Consider the following 21,765-nt stretch of genomic DNA (forward strand, 5'->3'; position numbering starts at 1 on the left):
AGGACAATGAATCTGTCCTTAGTTAATTTTCTAAAAATTATAAAAATAAACTTTACACTTAGAAAAAATATGATATGATTATAAATAATTTAGTAATACAGTAAAAAATATAGTAATACTATAAAATATAATTAAATTTGAGGATGGTAATACATTGGAAGATATCTATCAGAAGATTAAAGAACTTAGAATAAAGAACAATATCACATTGAAACAACTTAGTGAAAAGACGGATCTCTCAGTTAGTTTCCTTTCTCAAATAGAACGAGGGACATCATCACTTGCCATCAACTCACTGAAGAAAATCGCTGATGCTTTCGACGTCAACATTACATACTTCTTCGAAGGACCGAAAAACGAAAAATATGTGACGAAGAAACAAGATCAGGTTCCCTACCAGATTAAGGGGCTTGAATCCAAATACGTTAGACTGAATGGGGAATTTCCAGCACGGTCATTGGCGCCATTTCTCATACACTTGGCTCCAAACCAGAAGCGTACCCAGACCTTCCATCATCCAGGTGAGGAATTCTATTACGTTCTTAAAGGGGCCGTTGTATTTACCGTTGACAACCAGGACCTGTTCATTAAGGAAGGCGACTCTATTCACTTTCCTTCTGAACTGCCTCACTACGGAGAAAATCCTTTGGAGGAGGAAACCATCCTCCTGTGTGTCATCACTCCGGTCATCTTTTAAACAAACAATCTTTCATTTTTCCCAAAGGAGGAACTCTGTTGAGTAGAATTTTGGAAATTAAACAACTGACTGCAGGATTTAGAACAGACAATGGAATCATCAAAGCGATAGATGACGTTACCTTCTCCGTTGAAAGAGGAAAAACCGTATGTATTGTTGGGGAATCAGGAAGTGGAAAGAGCGTAACCTCTCTTTCCATCCTTCGCCTCATTGAATTCGAAAACGGGATGATCCTTAATGGAGAGATGAATTTTGAAGGTGAAAATCTTGTGCAAAAGAGCAATGAGGAAATGTGCAAAATCAGGGGCGGACAGATTTCGATGATTTTTCAGGAGCCGATGACTGCTCTCAATCCCGTATTCACCATCGGCAAACAGATTTGTGAAGCCATTCGCTATCATAAAAAAAGCTCTAAAGCAGAAGCAATGAAACGAGCAAGAGAACTTCTTCAATTAGTTGGTATGTCCGAACCGGACATTAGACTGAAACAATACCCGCATGAACTATCCGGGGGCATGAGACAACGAGCAATGATTGCCATGGCCCTCGCATCAGACCCCAAGCTGCTCATAGCAGACGAGCCTACAACAGCCCTGGATGTAACTATACAATCTCAGATACTAACACTTTTACAGGACTTGAAAGAAAAATTGAATATGTCCATCCTCCTGATCACCCATGATATCGGTGTTGCAGCAGAAATGTCGGACCGAGTAGTCGTCATGTACGCAGGAAAAGTCTTAGAGGAAGGCTCCGTATATGACATTTTTGACAAGCCATTACACCCATACACCATAGGACTACTCCGTTCCATTCCAACAACAGATGGAGACAGGACAGCAAAGCTTCCTTCCATTAAAGGGGGGATTCCGAACCTAACCGATATGCCGACAGGTTGCCGCTTTCACCCAAGATGCGAATATGCAACTTCCAAGTGCAAACAAGTGGAGCCACCACTGGAACGGGCAAATGAAAATCGAAGAATAGCATGCTGGCACTATGAAGCTATTGCCAACAAAGAAGCGGTGCTGACAGGAGGGAGGTAACGATATGGAAAAAGAAACAAGCGCACTTCTGGAACATATCGAAGGGGAAATTAAACAGGAACCACTAATAGTCGCAAGTAACATAAAAAAATACTTCCCGATTAAAGGGGGGATATTAAGGAAAGTTACCGGACACGTGAAGGCGGTGGATGATGTATCCTTTTACATTAACCGTGGCGAAACCTTCGGGTTGGTCGGAGAGTCCGGTTCAGGTAAATCCACACTGGGGCGAGTCATCCTAAGGCTCATGGAAGCTACGGATGGAAGTGTCTTATTCGAGGAAAAGGAACTGCTTTCTTTACCTAATCAGGAACTCAGGAAACTCAGAAGAGAAATGCAGATCATCTTCCAGGATCCGTTTGGTTCATTGAATCCCAGATTTACTATCGGGGAAGCTATTGGCGAGATGTTTAAAGTACACGGTATTGCCCATGGTAAGGAGAGGGACGACAAAGTGTGTAGGCTGCTGGAACTTGTTGGAATCGATCCCTCAAGAAGGCACAGTTATCCGCATGAATTCTCTGGCGGCCAAAGGCAAAGGGTCGGAATAGCAAGGGCAATAGCACTTAATCCCAAGTTTATCTTAGCTGATGAAGCCGTATCAGCCCTTGATGTATCCGTACAGGCACAAATCATCAATCTGCTCAAGGATTTGCAAAAGCAATTTGGATTAACTTATCTCTTCATAGCCCATGGCTTAAATGTTGTTCGTCACATTTCCGATCGTGTTGGTGTTATGTACCTTGGAAAACTAGTGGAAGTCGCAGAAACGGATCAACTGTTCAACCATCCACTTCATCCTTATACACATGCGCTGATTTCGACGAATCCATCACCTAACCCTTACAACCGAAAAGAAAGAGTCGTGTTGAAAGGGGAAATCCCGTCTCCGGCTAATCCGCCAAGTGGCTGCAGGTTTCACACTAGGTGTCCTATCGCATCCGATAGGTGCAGAATAGAAGAACCGCCTTTACAGGAGCGCGAAAAAGGTCATTTTGTAGCATGCCATTATCCCTTGGAAGTATGTTAAAAAGGGGCAACTACGCCTCTTTATGACTGAAAATTATTAATATTGAAATTACAATATTGGAGGAATGAAGAATGAATTCAAACACAGAAATCAAGCAATACAAGAAGAAAATTTATGATGGTTACAAGTCTTTTCAAAACCTGGAGCTAGGTGTGGACTACAAAGAATATAAATTGGCGGATGAACTGAACAGGGTACCTGCCTATACATACCCTGTATCTGATGAGGAGGAAGTTCAGGTACAGACCATTCTCCAGGAAGATCATATCATCTCCATGCACGAGCACACATTTATTGCTCCTGAAGATCTTTCCGAGTTTTACGAGTTCAGAAGACAAGGGAGGGACTGGACAGCTTTTGAGGCGTTAAGCAAGTCTGGACTGGATGTGGTCTTCGAAAACTTCATGGATGGGACCGCAATGATCACCTCACAGGCTGGTTGGAAATGGTCAGACGTTATCCATGACCTAGGAATACGATTCAGTGATATCGGCCATCAGGACATGGTGATCAAAGCGGAACGCATATCTGACCTGTACCGCGCTAAAGAAGAAGGGAAAATCGCATTTGTCGCTGCGCTGGAGTCATCCTCCATGATAGAGAACGAGCTTGATAGACTTGATGTTTTATATGGGTTTGGGGTCAGGACAATGGGAATATGCTACTCGGAAGCAAACCAGCTTGGTTCAGGCCTAAGAGAGCCGAGTGACGGCGGGCTTACGGTATTTGGTAAACAGGCTGTAAGAAGAATGAACAAGCTTGGAATTACCATCGACCTTTCCCATTCGGGTGATAAGACAGCAATGGATACTATTGAAACAAGCGACAAGCCAGTAACCATCAACCATGCAGGGGCCCGGGCCCTTTGGAATACGAACCGTTTAAAACCAGACTATGTAATAAAAGCGTGTGCTGCGAAAGGCGGGGTCATTGCGATAGAGGCAGCGCCACATTCAACGGTCACGCATAAACATCCTGCTCATAACATCGAATCCTTTATGGAGCATTTCGAATATACCGCTAATCTAGTAGGCATCGACCATGTAGCATTTGGTCCTGACACTCTATTTGGAGATCATGTCGGTCTTCATACTCTATTATCAGGAAAGCTGTCCATCAAAAGCTCCCAAATGCCAAACATGCAAAGAGTGGAATATGTGGAAGGGCTGGAAAATCCGGCAGAATGTTTTCCAAACATCCTGCGATGGTTAGTAAAGAAAGGATACAGCCGTGAAGATATCAAAAAAGTGATGGGAGAGAACATTCTTCGTGTCCTTAAGGAAACTTGGGTGAAGTAATTTTAGACAAACTAAGGGGGATAAAACATGGAAAAGAAATCAGCCGTTCTTTTTAGAAAACAGGTATTTGCTTGGCTTATGGTCGTGCTTCTGGCGGTCATGTCCGCATGTAGTGCAGGAGGCTCCTCGTCCGATACAGGGGGAGATGAGAGCACAGGGGAACCGAAAAAAGGAGGGAAGGTGACGCTTCCGATTGTGGGAGATCCGATTTTCAACCCATGGCATCCTAATGCCTATGCCGAATCCAACCTGGTGAACCGAGTAATATTCTCGGGACTTACCAGACCTGGTGAAGATCTTGCACCAGCACCACACTTGGCTGAATCATGGCAGGCATCAGAAGATGGAATGGTATGGACTTTCAACCTTCGAGATGATGTGAAATGGCATGATGGTGAACAGTTTACTGCGGAAGATGTCGCATTCACATTCAATGATATTGTCTTGAACCCTGACATGGGGGCAAACGGTGCATCCAACTTCAAGACTGTAGATCATGTGGAAGTGGTGGAAGAATTCATTGTTGAATTCCATATGAAATCGGCTAATGCAGCATTGCCTGCTTACCTGGGTTTTAACGCTGAAATTTTGCCTGAACACAAGCTGAAAGGGCAGGATCCTTGGGAGCTTACTTCTTTTAATAAAGAGGCTCCGATTGGAACAGGGCCATTTAAAGTAGGAAAGTATATTTCTGGTCAAAGCGTGGAGCTTGTTGCTAACCCGGATTTTTATTTGGGGGAACCAAATCTGGACACCGTCATCTTCAAAATTGTTCCGGATGCCAATACACAAATTGCTCAAGCATTAAGCGGAGAGCTTGACCTCTTTGTACTTGAGGATAAAGCGTCGATTGATCGGGTAAAAAGCTCCAATAACTTAGAAGTGATAGCCAATGATACCACGAAGTATTTTTGGATATCTCTGAATCAGGAAAATGAATTGTTCACAGATGTAAAAGTTCGCCAAGCCTTCCTGCATGCGATTGACCGGCAGGCAATCATTGATACAGTGTTGAAGGGATATGCCAAGATAGCAGATGCAGCCATCACTCCTAACCAGGCAGTGTATTATACAGACGAAGTAACCAGATATGACTATGACCCTGAGAAAGCAAAACAATTATTGGAAGAAGCCGGATGGTCGGACACCGATGGAGACGGAATCCTGGATAAGGATGGCAAGAAATTCTCATTCCTATTTGAAGTTGCCCAACAGGGAGATTTGGAGCCGGTGAGTCAGATGGTACACCAGTATCTGAAGGAAGTAGGTCTTGATGTTCAATTGAAAACATTGGAATGGAACACGATGATTCAAAAGAATGTTATCCAGCGGGACTACGAAATGATCCTGAACTGGTGGGCATACCCAACCGATCCTGACGTTTTTGCCCAGCATTTTTCAGGAAATGCCGGTAAAGGAAACAATATTCCTGGCTATCAGGACGAAAAACTAGATGAACTCCTTTTAAAGGGACAACAGACCAGTGAACCAGAAGAAAGAGCTGAAATCTATAAAGAAGCACAGCAGTACATGTCAGAAACCCTTCCATATCTTTACTTATGGTATCCACAGGAGATTTCAGTGGTAAGCAAAAGCTTGAAAGGTGCTCCTGAGATGTACCTGGGCGGCAAGCTTTATTATGTGAATGAGTGGTGGGTAGATTAATCCCAGTAACTGTCGATCATCCTTTTAGGGGATGGTCGATAGTCATATAAGGAGGAACAGACGTGTTGCACTTTGTAATAAATCGCTTATGGCAAAGTATCATTCTTGTATTCATCGTGACCGTAATTACATTCTTTCTAATTAACCTTGCGCCAGGCGGTCCCTCTTCCCTGATGAGAATGGATGCAAGTGAAGAAGAGCGTCAGGCGTTGATGACACGTATGGGTCTTGATAAGCCGATTCTTGTCAGATATGGAATCTGGATAGCGGATGCATTGCAGGGAGATCTCGGGATGTCACTTTCAAGCGGGCAGCCCGTAGTACAACGAATTGCCGAACGCTTTCCCCACACTCTGACCTTGGCAAGCATCACGCTAGTGGTTTCAGTAATATTAGGTATTATTCTTGGAATCATTGCGGCAGTGAGGAGAAATAAGCTAAGTGATTATACGGTTAATTTCTTCAGCGTTATTGGCCTTTCAGTTCCATCCTTCTGGCTTGCCATCATGCTTATTCTATTATTTTCTGTCACACTGCAATGGCTCCCATCATCCGGAGTTGTACCGGAAGACGGGACGCTTGCAGATCAGTTCAGGTATCTTATTATGCCAGTCATCATATTGGCCACATCGACATTGCCTACCATTGTCCGGTTCACACGTTCCTCTATGCTTGAGGTTATTACACAGAATTACATCCGGACAGCCCGGGCAAAAGGCGCAAAAGAATTTATCGTTATCTACTGGCATGCCTTAAGGAACGCGTTAATTCCGGTTGTTTCCATAATTGGCGTTCTTATTCCCCGTCTTCTTGGAGGGGCAGTGATAGTGGAGTCGGTGTTCGGCTGGCCTGGAATGGGACGGTTAATCGTAGAAGCGGCACAGGGGAGAGACTACAATCTTGTGATGGGAGTAACGGTTATCGTGACGATTATCGTCATACTTTCCAACTTTATTGTGGATCTCATCTATTCCAAAATTGATCCGCGTGTCAGAAATGTTGCATAGATGGAGGGCTGAACATGGAAACGGCAAAAGTTGCACCTAATGAACAAATTGTAACAACGAATATTAAAGTGAAAAAGCGTAGCGTCCTATCACGGCTTGCTAAGAACAAGGTCGCCTTTTTCTCTTTATGGTTTCTGTTGTTGATACACATCATTGTATTTATAGGACCCCTTGTCTGGAGCCTTGATCCGGAAAAAATAAATCCCACAGAGACACTTGCAGCGTGGACTATGTCCCATCCAATGGGTACGGATGACCTGGGACGTGATGTGCTGAGCAGAATGCTGCATGGAGGACAAATCACCTTGCTGGTCGGATTTGCTTCCATGGGATTCATCATTCTTTTTGGAGGGATAGTCGGTGCCACAGCAGGATACTTCGGTGGCTGGGTGGATACTGTCCTCATGAGGATAACAGAAGCGATGATGGCTATACCAAATTTCTTCCTTGCCCTTGTTGCACTCACCGTACTTGGTCAAAGCCCGTTGATGATTGTTATTGTCATAGGGATGACCTCCTGGATGGAAATTGCCAGGGTTGTGTACGGAGAAACGCTTAAATGGAAATCACTTGAATTTGTAGAGGCATCCATTGCATCGGGGGCAACAGCTTTCCGAACGCTCGTTGGCCATGTCATCCCACAAATTATTCCGACTCTTATTGTTGCCAGCACGCTTGGTATTGCATGGGCGATTCTTACGGAAAGTGCAATCAGCTATCTGGGCTTGGGCATCCAACCGCCGACCCCGACATGGGGCAATATGCTTCAGAATGCACAGCAATACATTTGGACAGCACCTATATTAGGAATTCTGCCTGGGGCAGCCATCACTTTGGTCGTTTTGGCCTATAATTTTCTGGGGGACGGTCTACGTGACGCACTGGATCCAAAGCACATGAAATAGATTTGATAAGGAGGTATGTATGATGATGACCAAAATAAATGGATGCGACATCCACTATGAAATGATGGGAGAAGAAAACGGTAAAACAATCTTTTTTATACACGGAGGACCTGGACTTGGGGATTGTAGAGGAGATGTATTGTCTTTTAGTTCGCTCGCATCTGAATTTCGACTTGTATTCCTTGATATGAGAGGTTCTGGAAGGTCGGAGAATATTCCACCTTTTACACACGAACAGTGGGTGGAGGATATTAATGGATTGCGACAGCACCTGGGACTCGATACCATCATCCTCCACGGTTCTTCCTATGGAGGATTCATTGTTCTTGAGTACCTGCTTAAGTATCAGGAATATGTGTCCCATGCCATTTTGAATGTAACTGCCGCCAACAATGAACACCATTATGCTGCAATAGAAAATGCGTTGAACAGCAACCTGCCCGGTATCAGTCCAGATCGAATACGTAGACTGTTTGAGGGGCTTGTTCATTCTGATGAGGATTTCAAAGATCTGTATGCTGCTATACAGCCTTTGTATGCGATGAAACCCGATGAAGAAACAATGAAGCAGAAGTTGGAATCCATATACTTTCATTACCAGACTCATAATTTTGCTTTTAACCATAATCTTAAAAATTATGATCTTACTTCAAGACTCCAAGAAATACACGTTCCTGTGCTGGTTACCGGGGGAAGAAAGGATTGGATAACGCCAATTGAATATTCAGAGGAAATTGCCAGAGGGATTGAAAGTGCCACCTTAGTAGTTTTCGAGGAAAACGGGCATTCACTTGTTAGGGAAAAGACGGATGAATATATAAGCCATTTGAAAAGCTTCCTATCGCAACAACCAGTTTCTCAATAAAGTGAAGGAGGAATTATCATGTATGCAACGATAAATGGATGCAAGCTATACTACGAGATTCATGGGAAGGAAAACGGGGAGCCAATCTTCTTTATTCATGGTGGTCCGGGGATGGGAGACTGTCGCGGAGATATTAAAGCCTTTTCTCCTCTAGGTGACCACTACAAGCTGATATTCCTGGATATGAGGGGATCTGGCCGTTCAGAGGATGTTCCACCCTATACTCATCAACAGTGGATACAGGACATTGAAGAACTTCGAAACTACCTGGGCTTAGGGAAAATAAAAATAGTAGGTGGATCCTATGGAGGCTTTCTCACATTGGAATACGTACTCCAATACCAGGAAAACGTTACGCATGTGATACTACGGGATACAGCACCAAGCAGCAACTATAATGATCTCTCAATGGAAAAAGCCTTGAACAGCAACCTGCCGGGGATCAATGAGGAGATGCTTGAGCGGCTATTTCATGGACAGGTAAAGTCGAACGAGGAATTCAAAGAAATGTTTGCTGCCATTCAGCCACTCTATACGGTAGTCATAGACGAAGAGGCAAACCGGAAACGACTTGAAAACATGTACTTCCATTATGCAACGCACAATTACGCATTCAGTGAAAACAAACCAAAGTACAACCTGATTGAAAAGCTACATAAAATCAAAGTCCCGGTTCTTGTAACAGTAGGACGCCATGACTGGGTTACCCCAGTTATCTGTTCAGAAGATATTGCACATCAAATAGAATCCTCCTCCCTAGTGATTTTTGAAAACAGCGGACACTCCCCGCACCTTGAGGAAAATCAAGAATATTTGGAACTGGTTCGAGGGTTTGTGGGAGCAGGTCCGTTGTCTCAGAGTTTTAGGAAATAAATAGAAAAATATAAGCCTCCCATTTTTGGAAGGCTTTTTATTCTGTGGGTGGGACAAGGGACCCCGTGCCCAAACCCAGGCACAAAAAACCTGCCCAAAATCTTATTGATTATTTAGAAAACTCATAGTATCTTTAAAGATAGGTAGAATGGTAGCGTTTGCATAAGTTTGATAGTTTTACTAGTTATGGAATCGCGAATCTGTGCAACTTTGTGCAAACGATTTCACAACGAACAAACTTCGACAGATTGTGCAAACGCTTCCACTGTAATTTTTAGCTAAACAAAGGGGGAAAAGTTTCATGAGGAGGAAGTTTCAAAGGGGTATGGCAATGCTATTGTCGGTTCTTCTTGTGGTTTCCATGTTTGCAGGCGTCGCCCCACATGCGATTGCCGATACGGGGGAACGCAAGATCAGCTTTAGCTATGAGCGGGCTGATGGGATCTATGATGGCTGGAATCTTTGGGTCTGGGGGACAGGCGTCCAGGATGATAGGATCGATTTTACGGAAGTAAAGGATGGTAAGGCATATGCCACGATCGCCGTAAGTCCGGAAGCGGAGCAGGTTGGATTTATCGTCCGTAAAGGGGATTGGGAAGCGAAAGACGGGGAAAATGACCGTTACATTACGCTGAACAAGAACGAGTCCATCACAAAGGTTCAGGTAACGAGTGGCCAGGAGGAGATTTTCCAGGTGCCAGAAGTCAACGGGCCTGTTGTGGAGGATGGCAATGCGCATTTCTTTTTCCGTGACAAGGAGCTCTATGCAAACGGGGAAATGGGCAAGGTCGAAAAAGTGGAGCTTTCCATTTTAGGCGAGAAATATGACCTGCAGGCTGAAGTGGAGAATGAGCGTTTTACATATACGTACAACGACCTTCCACCTGGCGAGCATGAATATACGTATTTTGTGACAGTGGATGGGGAAACAAACGAGGTGCAGGATCCATACAACACGGTGGATGGAAAATCCGTCGTGACGTACTTGGTTTCTGAATTAGATGTAACGGGAACTGTGGAGCCTGCAGCTGTTGATTACAACGAAAATGCTGTGGTGAAAGTGGACCTGGGTACAGGAGAAGATACGCCAGTGCGTGAGCTTTCTATTAATCTATCCGCAATTGGTGGAAAAGAAAAAGTTCTGATCGACCCTGTACTGAAAGAAGTGACAGTAGCGGTCAACCAGAACGTGCCTGCGGGTGTGAAAACTTTGCCGATCACGGCGATTGATGAGTTCGGGAACAGCCATGAGGGAGAAGCGACGCTAGAAGTGAAGGCGCGCACATTCACTGGCGAGGAAGCAGACTTTGATTGGGACGAGGCAGTGGTTTATTTCATGCTGACGGACCGTTTCTTTGATGGAGATTCCTCCAATAATGATCCGTACGGAATCGGCTATGACAAGTCGAAGTCCGGAACATATCAGGGAGGGGATTTCAAAGGGATTACAGAAAAACTGGACTATTTGGACGAGGTTGGAATCAACACGATCTGGATCAATCCGGTTGTGGAAAATATCAAGCATGACGTGAGGTACAATGACGATCCGAACACGCCTTACTTCGCCTATCACGGCTATTGGGCGAGCAACTTCGGCGAGCTGAATCCTCACTTCGGTACGATGGCCGATTTCCATGAGCTGATTGATGAAGCGCACAACCGTGGCATCAAAATCATGGTCGACGTGGTATTGAATCATACGGGATATGGCTTGAAATCTGGCGATGCCAGCAGCATTCCGAACTTCCCGACAGATGAAGACCGTGCCCGATTTGATGGTATGCTTCGTGCAGGCGGAACGGATACGGTTCGTGGGGAACTTGCAGGGTTACCGGACTTTTTAACAGAGGAATCTGAAGTGCGCGACCAGATCGTCCAGTGGCAGACGGACTGGATCGAAAAGTCGAGAACAGCGAACGGCAACACGATCGACTACTTCCGTGTCGACACGGTGAAGCACGTAGAGAACACTACTTGGATGGCTTTCAAGAACGCTTTGACAAAAGAAATGCCGGAACACAAGTTGATCGGGGAGGCTTGGGGAGCAAGCATCGGAAATGACCAGGGATACCTGAACTCGGGAACGATGGACTCCCTGCTTGATTTTGAGTTCAAAAATTATGCCCGCGATTTTGTTAACGGTCAGATTAATGCCGTTGAAACGAAGCTGCAGGCACGCAACGGAAAGCTTACGAACACGGCGACATTGGGTCAATTCCTTGGAAGCCATGACGAAGACCGCTTCCTGGAGACAGTCGGCGGTGACCTTGGCAAATACCAAGTGGCAGCATCATTGCAGCTGACGGCTAAAGGACAGCCTGTCATCTATTATGGGGAAGAGCTTGGCTTGCCTGGCAAAAACAACTACCCTTATTACGACAACCGACCGAACCTTCCATGGAATCAGGTCGAGGATAACGCGGTACTAGAGCATTACAAGAAGTTATTGGCATTCCGTAACGACAATATGGATGTATTTGCAAAAGGGGACAGAGAGAAGATCGCAGGCTCTGACAACGCGAAGTATCTCATATTCTCCCGTAGCTATGGCGAAGATTCCGTATATGTAGGTTTGAACACGGCAGTTGCGGCAAAAGAAGTGACACTGAACTTCGGTTCGGCGGATGCGGTGGTTACAGACCACTATTCCGGAGAAACTTATGAAGCAACAGCAGAAGGAAAAGTGACGTTCTCGATTCCAGCGATGGAAGATGGCGGAACGGTATTATTTACGGTGGAAAATGGCGATGTTCCTGTAGTGGACGAGCCTAGTCAGCCTGGTGAGATCGGCGAAGACACGCTTCGCATCCACTATCAGCGCACCGACAACAGCTACGAAAACCTCGGCCTATGGCTATGGGGAGACGTAGCGGCACCATCGGAGAACTGGCCAACTGGTGGAACACCTTTTGAAGCCGGTCAGGTGACGGATTATGGTGCATACGTTGATGTAAAATTAAATAGCGATGCCCGAAATGTAGGGTTCCTTGTTTTGAATACGACGAACGGGGACAAAGATGGTGGAGACAAAGCGCTGGAGCTATTCTCGCCAGACTTGAACGAGGTATGGATCAAGCAGGGGTCCGATGAAGTCTTTTTATACGAGCCGGTTGACCTTCCGGAAGATACGGTGCGGATCCACTATGAGCGCACAAATGCTGATTATGACGGTTGGGGCTTATGGAACTGGGAGGATGTCGCAGCACCATCTGACGGCTGGCCGAACGGTGCGACTGATGCAGCGGGCATTGGCAAGTATGGTGCGTACTATGACATCAAACTGAAAGAAAATGCACAGAAAATAGGCTTTCTTTTCGTCAACAAACTAAATGGACAGCAGACTGGAGATATGACATTCGATATGCTACAGCAGCATAACCAGCTTTTTGTAAAAGAGGGCGAAGATAAGGCGTACACGAATCCTTATGGAACGGTGGCAGTTGCCTTATTGTCCGGAGAGGTTCTGTCCGACAAGAAAATCACGCTTCTTTTTACCAAAACTGAAGGCTTGGATCTTGAGGAATTGAAAGAGCAATTGGAGATCAAGGACGTGGATGGCAAACTTGTGGCGATTGACGACGTGACATTGGACGGTGCACAGCGCGTGTCTGTTCACGGTACGTTCGACTTGGACAAAATCCCTTACACGGTAACCTATGGGGATCGCACAATCACGGTCAAATCCGGCTGGAAGCTGATCGATGAAATGTACGGCTATGATGGAAAGCTTGGTGCCGAACTGCATGAGGACGGCACGGCTACCTTGAAGGTCTGGTCCCCGAAAGCGGACGATGTTTCCGTGGTTCTTTATGACAAGGACGACCAGGATACAGTGGTGGACACGATTGCGATGACAAAAGGTGACAAAGGCGTCTGGTCGATGAAGCTGGATGAGGACAACACAGGTCTGAAGAGCTTGAAAGGCTATTACTACCATTATGAAATTACACATGGGCAAGTGACAAAGCTTGCTTTGGATCCTTATGCAAAATCAATGGCGGCGTGGAACAACGAAGCGGGAGATCCTGTCGGAAAAGCGGCAATCGTCGATGTTTCCTCCATCGGACCAGAGCTTGACTATGCTGACATCCCTGGATTTGAAAAGCGCGAAGACACGATCATCTATGAACTGCATGTTCGTGACTTCACATCCGATCCAAATATTGCGGACGACCTGAAAGCGCAATTCGGTACGTTTGCATCATTCGTAGAAAAATTGGATTACATTCAGGAATTGGGCGTGACCCACATTCAATTGCTGCCGGTGATGAGCTACTACTTCAGCAATGAGTTGGCTTCGGCTGAGAGAATGCTTGATTATGCGTCCACGGATACGAACTATAACTGGGGCTATGACCCGCACAGTTATTTCTCCCTATCCGGCATGTACTCGGAGAACCCTAATGATCCGGAATTGAGAATAAAAGAGTTCAAGAACCTGATTAACGAGATTCATAAACGCGACATGGGTGTGGTACTTGATGTGGTGTACAACCACACGGCACAGGTTTCGATTTTCGAGGACCTTGTCCCGAACTACTACCACTTCATGGACGCAGACGGAACACCAAGAACGAGCTTCGGCGGCGGACGTCTCGGTACGACACACAAAATGTCACGCCGCGTATTAGTTGACTCCATCAAGTATTGGGTCGACGAGTACAAGGTGGACGGATTCCGCTTTGACATGATGGGCGACCACGATGCAGAGAGCATCCAGATTGCTTACGACGAAGCGAAAAAATTGAACCCGAACATCGTCATGATCGGTGAGGGCTGGGTCACTTTTGCAGGAGATGAAGGCGAGCCGGTGCAAGCGGCAGACCAGCAATGGATGCAGTACACGGAATCCGTGGCAAGCTTCTCCGATGAAATCCGCAACGAGCTGAAATCAGGCTTCGGGAGCGAAGGGCAGGCACGTTTCATTACGGGCGGTGCACGTGATATAGCACAGATTTTTGACAACATCAAAGGGCAGCCTCGCAACTTTACGGCAGATGACCCTGGAGATGTGGTGCAGTACATTGCGGCGCATGACAATTTGACGCTGCACGATGTTATCGCACAATCGATCAAGAAAGATCCGGACGTTCCAGAAAACACCCTGGAAATCCATAAGCGAATCAGGTTGGGGAATTCCATGATCCTGACTTCCCAAGGTACGGCATTCCTGCATGCCGGCCAGGAATACGGACGCACGAAGCAATGGAGAGCGGAAGCGGATACCGCACCTTACAAGTCCACCTACATGACGGACAAGGACGGCAACCCGTTCCAGTATCCATACTTCATCCATGATTCCTACGACTCATCGGACATCATCAACCGATTCGACTGGGAAAAAGCAACGAACGCAGAATTGTATCAGGTTAACAATATGACCCGTGAATATACGGCTGGATTGATAGAATTACGTCGTTCTACTGATGCGTTCAGATTAGGTACTAAGGAATTGGTAGATTCGAATGTGACGATGATCGATGCTCCGGAAATCGGGGACCAGGATCTTGTCGTTGCATATCGAAATGAAGCGACTAATGGCGACGTGTTTTACGTATTTGTGAATGCAGATACAGAAGCAAGAGCATTGACGTTGGGTGAAGACCTGATGGAAGGTGTGGTAGTCGTTGACGCTGATGAAGCAGGCATTGAGGAAGTTTCTGATGTCACTGGCGTTGAATTGACTGCTGATGGCATTACGGTTGATCCATTGACGACGGTTGTGGTGAAGGTCAGCGCTGATGGGACAGACCCTGGCGATGGGACGGATCCTGGTGACGGCGATGGCGACGGTACTACACCGCCGGGCAATGGGAACAATCCGGGCAATGGCAACGGCAACGGCAACGGCAATGGAAATGGAAATAGCCCAGGTGGCGGTACGCCTGGTAAAGGTAATGGGAACAAGCTTCCTGTTACAGCGACCAATGCATTTAACTACATGCTACTAGGAGTGCTGCTTGTGATGATGGGCGGAGTGATGGTGGCTGGCCGGAAGAAAGCAGCGTGATTTTAGGGACAGGTCCCTTGCCCATGGACTTAAACAGATGGACAGAGCGGTGAAATGCTTCAACTGGGAGCCCGAGCTCGATCCCATAGACTCCCTCCATTCACTGGCTTATAAATCTCTTTCTCTTGAGCTTGGGATGGTAGCAGATTTCAAAATCCTATCAGTATATGTATCCTAATCTACTGAAGGGCTCTTGATGGTTTGTTCTAAATGAAAAAAACCTCGTCAATATGACGAGGTTTTTCATTTCAGGCTATGTTGCAACCGCATTTTTGTGTTCCGAAGTGGGATATCAATGAAAATTTTAATATATCGATGAATCGGGTCACGATATCAACGAAAATATGCATATATCAATGAAAATTTCAATATATCAGTGAAAACAGGGCAGATATCGATAAAACGCATATTTCGACAAAAATCATCAACTCGAACTAAAAAAGTTTGCAGGGTCTTGCCCCGTAAGAGGAATGGGGGTCAGGCCCCCTGTCCCAATAGTTTTCGTCACATTTGAAAGTTGAATGAATGCAATGGGTAGAAGAAGTAAGCGTACTTGCTGGTAGCAGGTACGTTTTTTTGCGTTAGCTTATATATCATCAAACCGGGACGACGGACCTGTCCCCCAGTGCCGAATCCCACTTCATACCTACACCAAAATACCCACTAAAATTTTATAACTATGACAAATCTTGTAATTATTTTATTGATTTTTTATAATTTTTAGATTATTCTTTCTTTATGAAAATATTATTTAGCTTGGCTAAATAAGTGATGGGAAACAGGAAACCGAACCTGGGAGTAAACAAATGGATGCTGCTTTCTATTTGTTTTTCTATAAAGCTTTTTGCTTCATTTAACAACATTTAAGGGGGATAACGAATGAGAAAGAGGAAATCTATTTGGAGCTTCATGATGGTGATGGCGATCACGGCTTTACTTGTGGCAGGGTGTTCAAACAATAGCAAGACGGGGACAGATGGCAAGAGTGATGGAAAGACGCCGAACAATGAAAGCAGCACGTTAACGATTGCGATGGGGACCGATATTGTGAGTTTTGATATCCATAACCATAACAATACGTCCACGGAAGCGGTTCATGACAATATGTTTAATTATCTGTTCAAAAAGGATGCAAAAGGCGAAATCCATCCTGAATTGGTCGACACATTCACACAAATCGACGACCTGACAGTGGAAATGAAGCTGAAAGAAGGTGTGACCTTCCATAACGGAGATCCGTTGACATCAGAGGATGTTAAATTCACGCTGGAGCGTGTGGCAACAGACGACACGCTGAAGGAATTTCCGAACTACAAACAAATCAAAGAAGTCCAAATCGTGGACGAACTTACTTTTAAAGTGGTGACACATGCACCGGAACCGTCTTTGTTTCACCGACTTTCCCGTTTGGGCTCTGGGATGTTGCCTAGCAAATACATAAACGAAAAAGGCTGGGAGCATTTCTTGGAGAATCCGGTTGGAACCGGTCCTTACCAGTTCAAGAAGTGGGTAAGGGATGACCGTATCGTCATGACGCCGTTTGAAAATTACTACGAAGGCAAAGTGGAAGAGTGGGATGAAGTCGTGTTCAGCGTGATTCCTGAGAACTCCACTCGCGTTTCCGAGCTGCTTACTGGTGGGGTGGATATTGCTGTGAACGTACCACCGGCTGATTGGGACCGCGTCAACGACAATGATGGCACGTCCATTGTACAGGAGACATCAAACCGTACAATCATGCTCATTCTTCGGGCGACAGAGGGCTTTCCGACTTCTGATGTGCGAGTGAGACAAGCGCTTGACTATGCAATCGATAATAAGGCCATTACAGAAAATGTCCTGAAAGGCGGCGGGGTACCGACCCGTACGCGTGTAGGCCCTGGTAACTTCGGACACAATCCGGATCTCCATGACACCTATAACTATGATGTGGATAAAGCGAAAGAACTTTTGAAAGAAGCGGGCTTCGAAGATGGATTTGAGATGACGCTTCATGCACCGAAAGGCCGTTACCTGCAGGATGCGGAAATCACTGAAATGATCGCTGGTATGCTTGCGGCGATCAATGTAAAAGTGAACATCGAATTCATGGAATGGAGCAACTTTGTTGAGATGCGTACGGCGAAGAAGAACAAGGATGCTTACCTGCTCGGCCTTGGGAACTCCATGTTCGACGGTGCCTACTCTGTTGACTGGTACCGCGCAGAGCGTTTTGTAGGAGAGACCGACTACAAAAATGATGAAATCGAAGCACTGTTAAAAGAATCTGCGAATAACATGGATCCTGCATCACGCGAGAAGCAGATCCAGAAAATCGAAGAAATTGCGGCGGAGGAAGTGCCGCACATCATGCTTCACCAGGAAAAGATCAACATCGGACTCAGCGACCGCATCAGCTTTGACCCGAATCCGGATGAAATGATTTATGTCCCAACTATTAAAAAGAAATAAAAACCTACACTGACTAAAAGGAGGACTGGGGATTATTCCCTGGTCCTCTACATCATAAGGAGTGAAATGATGGTCAAATACCTGGTTCGACGACTTTTACAAATCATACCCGTTCTTTTTATCATTTCTTTTATTGTTTTTTGTCTCGTCTTCGTTGCTGGTGACCCTGTTGCCCTGATGCTGCCGGAGGACGCCAGCCAGGAAGACATTGATCAACTGCGGACATCCCTTGGGTTGGATAAGCCGTTCCATATTCAATATTTTACATACATGCAGGGTCTGGTGCAGGGAGACTTTGGGGACTCGTTCCGCTACAATTCGAGCGCCCTTCCACTTGTTCTAGAGCGTTTGCCGGCTACACTCGAGCTTGCGATAGCGGCGATGTTTGTCGCGATTGTCATCGCCATCCCGCTGGGTATCTGGTCTGCGACAAAGCAGAACTCTTCCCTTGACCTGTTGGCGACAGGTGGAGCGGTACTTGGAAAAGCGATGCCGAACTTCTGGCTTGGGATCATGCTCATTCTTCTCTTCTCGGTGACGCTCGGATGGCTTCCGGTGTCAGGGCGGGGAACCTTTTCCCATCTCGTATTGCCGGCCATCACCCTTGGTACAGGGATAGCGGCAGAAATGACAAGGTTGATCCGCTCGAGCATGCTTGAGATTCTGAACCAGGACTATATCCGAACCGCCAAAAGCAAAGGGATACATGACTTCTTCGTGGTGAACAAACATGCGCTGCGGAACTCCTTGATACCGGTAGTGACGATTACGGCGCTGCAGACCTCTACGGTTGTAGGAGGGACGCTCATCACAGAAACCATCTTTTCGTGGCCGGGGCTCGGACAGCTTCTGATCCAGGCCGTCAACACAAGGGACATGGGGATTGTCCAGGCAAGCGTCTTCGTCATCGCATTCATGGTTATTTTAATGAATCTACTAGCCGATTTAATCTACAAAGTATTAGACCCTAGAATCAAATACACCTAGAAGGAGGGAGAAAAAATGGCGGAAATCAATATGGGGACCGGTCCCGTGGTGCGATGGGCAAGGATGCTGTTAAGAAGTAAAACGGGGACGGTCGGATTTATCATCGTTTTTTGCGTGATTGCGGTAGCGGTTTTCGCGAAAGTGCTTGCGCCTCATGACCCGAACCTCATTAACCCGGCGATGATGCTCAAGCCTCCATTCTGGGCGGAGGGTGGAACGACGGAATATCTATTGGGAACGGACAATCTGGGACGTGACATTCTGAGCCGCATCATCTATGGCTCGCAGGTGTCGTTGCTGGTCGGGATAGCGGCTGTTGTGCTCGCGGGGGCGATCGGGGTTTTCATCGGCCTGATTGCTGGCTATTTCGGGGGATTCCTCGATAACCTGCTTATGAGAATAGTAGATTCCTTCCTCGCAATTCCTACCATTCTATTTGCATTGGTAATCTTGAGCATTTTTGGTCCAAGTGTCACCACCCTGATCATTGTGCTCGGGATTACGAATTGGGTTACCTATGCGCGGCTTGTCCGTGGGGAGGTGCTCTCCATCAAGGAACGGGAGTTTGTCAAAGCGGCAAGGTCGATTGGGGTCAAGCACTCGAAAATCATCATGCGCCACCTTTTGCCGAATGTAGTGTCACCTTTTATCGTCATCTCAACGCTAAGTGTCGCGACGACGATCATTTTAGAAGCGTCACTCAGTTTCCTTGGCCTTGGCATTCAGCCGCCGACTATTTCGTGGGGCGGAATCCTGAGTGATGGCCGGGATTATCTTGCGACAAGCTGGTGGCTTGCCACTTTTCCTGGTGTCGCCATCACGATCACCGTTCTTGGCATCATCTTTCTGGGAGACTGGCTCCGGGACATCCTGGATCCGCGCTCCGTTACTCGCAAATAAAGGGGAGGTTGTAACGTGACAACACTGTTGGAAGTGAAAAATCTGCAAACCCATTTCAAGACGGAGAACGGAATCATCCCATCTGTGGACGGTGTTTCTTTTTCGATAAAAAAGGGGGAAACCATCGCGGTGGTCGGTGAATCCGGCTGTGGGAAAAGCGTGACCTCCCTATCCATCATGGGGCTCATTGGGGCAACAGGAAGCATTGAAGCAGGGTCGATCCTTTTTGAAGGAAAGGACCTTACCAAGCTCTCGAAAAAAGAGATGAGAAAGCTGCGCGGCAACGAGATCGCGATGATCTTCCAGGAGCCGCTGACGTCCTTGAATCCTTTGTTTACAGTCGGGAACCAAATCTCTGAATCTATCAGACTTCATCAAGGAGCTTCTAAGCAGGAGGCGAAGGTAAAAAGTATCGACATGCTCCGCCGGGTCGGAATTCCAAGGCCGGAGAAAGTTTATTCGTCGCATCCGCATCTATTGAGCGGTGGGATGAGGCAGCGTGTCATGATTGCTATGGCGCTATCGTGCAACCCGAAGCTTCTGATCGCTGACGAACCGACGACCGCACTTGATGTGACCATTCAGGCGCAGATCCTTGAGCTGATGAAGGGTCTGACCCGTGACTTAGATACATCCATCATGCTGATCACTCATGACCTGGGCGTCGTGGCGGAAATGGTCGATACCGTCATTGTCATGTACGCTGGCCAGGTAGTCGAACACACCGATGTGTTCACGCTTTTCAGCAACCCGAAACACCCATACACCAAGGGACTGCTTGATAGTACGCCAAAAATTCATGAGCGGAATGAAGAACTTTTAACAATAGAGGGCACGGTCCCAACGCCTGCTGCAATGCCAAAGGGCTGCAGATTCCAACCGCGTTGCCCATATGCCATGGAAAAATGTGTGCATGAGGCGCCTGCACTCGAAGAAACTTCGGCAGGGCACAAGGTCCGCTGCTGGCTGCATGAAGAAGGAGAGGTGGCCATCTAATGTCAGAATTAAAGGTGGTGGAAAAGACAGAAGAATATCTGTTGGAAGTCAGGGGCCTGAAGAAATATTTTGACGTATCAGAAGGTCTTTTAAAAAGAAATAAGCAGTACCTAAAAGCGGTCGATGGCATAGACTTACTAGTAAAAAAGGGTGAAACGCTCGGTATAGTAGGGGAATCCGGCTGCGGCAAGTCCACGACAGGAAACCTCATCATGCAGCTGCTCGACAAGACGGAAGGGGAAATCATTTTTGAAGGAGAGGATCTAAGCACCCTCACTGGGGAGCGATTGCGTAAAAAGCGCGCAGAGATCCAGATGATCTTTCAAGATCCCTACTCATCGTTGAATCCGAGAATGCGAGTTTTCGATATTATCGCAGAACCACTGATCACACATGGTGTGGCAAAAGGGAAGAAGCTGAAGGAAATGGTCCATGAGCTGATGGATATAGTCGGCTTGGACCGATCGTATGCGAGGCGGTTTCCACACGAATTCAGTGGAGGGCAGCGCCAACGAATCGGGATTGCGCGGGCGATAGCCTTGAAGCCAAAACTTGTGGTATGTGATGAACCGGTTTCTGCGCTGGATGTTTCGATTCAGGCGCAGATCTTGAATCTGATGGTGAAGCTGCAGAAGGAATTCGACTTGACGTTCATTTTTATCGCGCATGGACTACCCGCGGTCAAGCATATCAGCGACAGGATTGCCGTCATGTATCTTGGAAAAGTGGTCGAGGTCACCACGAAGGAGAAGCTGTTCGATGGCCCCCTTCATCCCTATACGGAAGGGCTCCTATCGGCGGTGCCTTTAGCCGACCCGACCTTGAGGGACAAGAAAAAACGCATCATCCTAGAAGGCGACATGCCGAGTCCGGCCAACCCGCCAGCCGGCTGCCGTTTCCATCCGAGGTGTGTGTACGCACAAGACAAATGCAAAGTAGAAGAACCTGATTTAAGACAAGAAAAACCCGGCCATTTTGTTGCTTGTCATTACCCGTTGGTCCGGGGGTGAATGGGGGGCAGGTCCCTTGTCCCAG

General features: G+C 46.6%; 15 protein-coding genes. All 15 read left to right on the plus strand.

The window, feature by feature from the left end:
* Positions 1-154: 154 nt before the first annotated feature.
* The 15 genes from ABN702_RS22435 to ABN702_RS22505 all read left to right on the plus strand — a co-directional run bounded on the left by ABN702_RS22435 (position 155) and on the right by ABN702_RS22505 (position 21,740).
* Positions 155-697, plus strand: a complete 543-nt coding sequence (locus tag ABN702_RS22435) for a helix-turn-helix domain-containing protein (RefSeq protein ID WP_417898787.1) — start codon at positions 155-157, stop codon at positions 695-697.
* A gap of 38 nt (positions 698-735) precedes the next feature.
* Positions 736-1,743, plus strand: a complete 1,008-nt coding sequence (locus ABN702_RS22440; RefSeq protein ID WP_417898788.1) for an ABC transporter ATP-binding protein — start codon at positions 736-738, stop codon at positions 1,741-1,743.
* Between the two features lie 4 nt (positions 1,744-1,747).
* Positions 1,748-2,773 (plus strand): ABC transporter ATP-binding protein, encoded by a 1,026-nt coding sequence (locus ABN702_RS22445; protein ID WP_417898789.1) that lies wholly within the window; start codon positions 1,748-1,750, stop codon positions 2,771-2,773.
* Positions 2,774-2,844: 71 nt separating this feature from the next.
* Positions 2,845-4,071 carry a dipeptidase gene (locus ABN702_RS22450; RefSeq protein ID WP_417898790.1) on the plus strand — a complete coding sequence of 409 codons (1,227 nt, stop codon included), beginning with the start codon at positions 2,845-2,847 and terminating at the stop codon, positions 4,069-4,071.
* A gap of 27 nt (positions 4,072-4,098) precedes the next feature.
* On the plus strand, positions 4,099-5,736 hold the full coding sequence (locus ABN702_RS22455; protein ID WP_417898791.1) for an ABC transporter substrate-binding protein: 1,638 nt from the start codon (positions 4,099-4,101) through the stop codon (positions 5,734-5,736).
* 62 nt (positions 5,737-5,798) lie between these two features.
* Positions 5,799-6,743, plus strand: coding sequence for an ABC transporter permease (locus ABN702_RS22460; RefSeq protein WP_417898792.1), 945 nt, complete (start codon positions 5,799-5,801; stop codon positions 6,741-6,743).
* A 14-nt stretch (positions 6,744-6,757) separates the two neighbouring features.
* Positions 6,758-7,648 carry an ABC transporter permease gene (locus ABN702_RS22465; protein ID WP_417898793.1) on the plus strand — a complete coding sequence of 297 codons (891 nt, stop codon included), beginning with the start codon at positions 6,758-6,760 and terminating at the stop codon, positions 7,646-7,648.
* A gap of 19 nt (positions 7,649-7,667) precedes the next feature.
* Positions 7,668-8,513, plus strand: coding sequence for an alpha/beta fold hydrolase (locus ABN702_RS22470; protein WP_417898794.1), 846 nt, complete (start codon positions 7,668-7,670; stop codon positions 8,511-8,513).
* Positions 8,514-8,531: 18 nt separating this feature from the next.
* Positions 8,532-9,386 (plus strand): alpha/beta fold hydrolase, encoded by an 855-nt coding sequence (locus ABN702_RS22475; protein WP_417898795.1) that lies wholly within the window; start codon positions 8,532-8,534, stop codon positions 9,384-9,386.
* Positions 9,387-9,687: 301 nt separating this feature from the next.
* A complete protein-coding gene (locus ABN702_RS22480) occupies positions 9,688-15,396 on the plus strand; it encodes a pullulanase (protein WP_417898796.1) in 5,709 nt (1,902 codons plus the stop codon).
* A gap of 879 nt (positions 15,397-16,275) precedes the next feature.
* On the plus strand, positions 16,276-17,847 hold the full coding sequence (locus tag ABN702_RS22485; RefSeq protein WP_417898797.1) for an ABC transporter substrate-binding protein: 1,572 nt from the start codon (positions 16,276-16,278) through the stop codon (positions 17,845-17,847).
* A 69-nt stretch (positions 17,848-17,916) separates the two neighbouring features.
* Positions 17,917-18,834 carry an ABC transporter permease gene (locus ABN702_RS22490; protein WP_417901004.1) on the plus strand — a complete coding sequence of 306 codons (918 nt, stop codon included), beginning with the start codon at positions 17,917-17,919 and terminating at the stop codon, positions 18,832-18,834.
* A gap of 15 nt (positions 18,835-18,849) precedes the next feature.
* On the plus strand, positions 18,850-19,734 hold the full coding sequence (locus tag ABN702_RS22495) for an ABC transporter permease (protein ID WP_417898798.1): 885 nt from the start codon (positions 18,850-18,852) through the stop codon (positions 19,732-19,734).
* Between the two features lie 15 nt (positions 19,735-19,749).
* On the plus strand, positions 19,750-20,730 hold the full coding sequence (locus tag ABN702_RS22500; protein ID WP_417898799.1) for an ABC transporter ATP-binding protein: 981 nt from the start codon (positions 19,750-19,752) through the stop codon (positions 20,728-20,730).
* Positions 20,730-21,740 (plus strand): ABC transporter ATP-binding protein, encoded by a 1,011-nt coding sequence (locus ABN702_RS22505; protein WP_417898800.1) that lies wholly within the window; start codon positions 20,730-20,732, stop codon positions 21,738-21,740. Before ABN702_RS22500 ends, ABN702_RS22505 begins: the two co-directional genes overlap by 1 nt.
* Positions 21,741-21,765: the final 25 nt, after the last annotated feature.

The sequence above is a fragment of the Bacillus haimaensis genome (genome assembly GCF_048270625.1).
GTDB classification, from domain to species: Bacteria; Bacillota; Bacilli; order Bacillales; family Bacillaceae_I; genus Sutcliffiella_A; species Sutcliffiella_A haimaensis.

Bases quoted from the DNA above. Each gene is read 5' to 3' on its own strand.
- ABN702_RS22465 (WP_417898793.1), top strand. From the start codon at position 6,758: ATGGAAACGGCAAAAGTTGCACCTAATGAACAAATTGTAACAACGAAT.
- ABN702_RS22490 (WP_417901004.1), top strand. From the start codon at position 17,917: ATGGTCAAATACCTGGTTCGACGACTTTTACAAATCATACCCGTTCTT.
- ABN702_RS22475 (WP_417898795.1), top strand. From the start codon at position 8,532: ATGTATGCAACGATAAATGGATGCAAGCTATACTACGAGATTCATGGG.
- ABN702_RS22495 (WP_417898798.1), top strand. From the start codon at position 18,850: ATGGCGGAAATCAATATGGGGACCGGTCCCGTGGTGCGATGGGCAAGG.
- ABN702_RS22480 (WP_417898796.1), top strand. From the start codon at position 9,688: ATGAGGAGGAAGTTTCAAAGGGGTATGGCAATGCTATTGTCGGTTCTT.
- ABN702_RS22445 (WP_417898789.1), top strand. From the start codon at position 1,748: ATGGAAAAAGAAACAAGCGCACTTCTGGAACATATCGAAGGGGAAATT.
- ABN702_RS22470 (WP_417898794.1), top strand. From the start codon at position 7,668: ATGATGATGACCAAAATAAATGGATGCGACATCCACTATGAAATGATG.
- ABN702_RS22455 (WP_417898791.1), top strand. From the start codon at position 4,099: ATGGAAAAGAAATCAGCCGTTCTTTTTAGAAAACAGGTATTTGCTTGG.
- ABN702_RS22505 (WP_417898800.1), top strand. From the start codon at position 20,730: ATGTCAGAATTAAAGGTGGTGGAAAAGACAGAAGAATATCTGTTGGAA.
- ABN702_RS22485 (WP_417898797.1), top strand. From the start codon at position 16,276: ATGAGAAAGAGGAAATCTATTTGGAGCTTCATGATGGTGATGGCGATC.
- ABN702_RS22450 (WP_417898790.1), top strand. From the start codon at position 2,845: ATGAATTCAAACACAGAAATCAAGCAATACAAGAAGAAAATTTATGAT.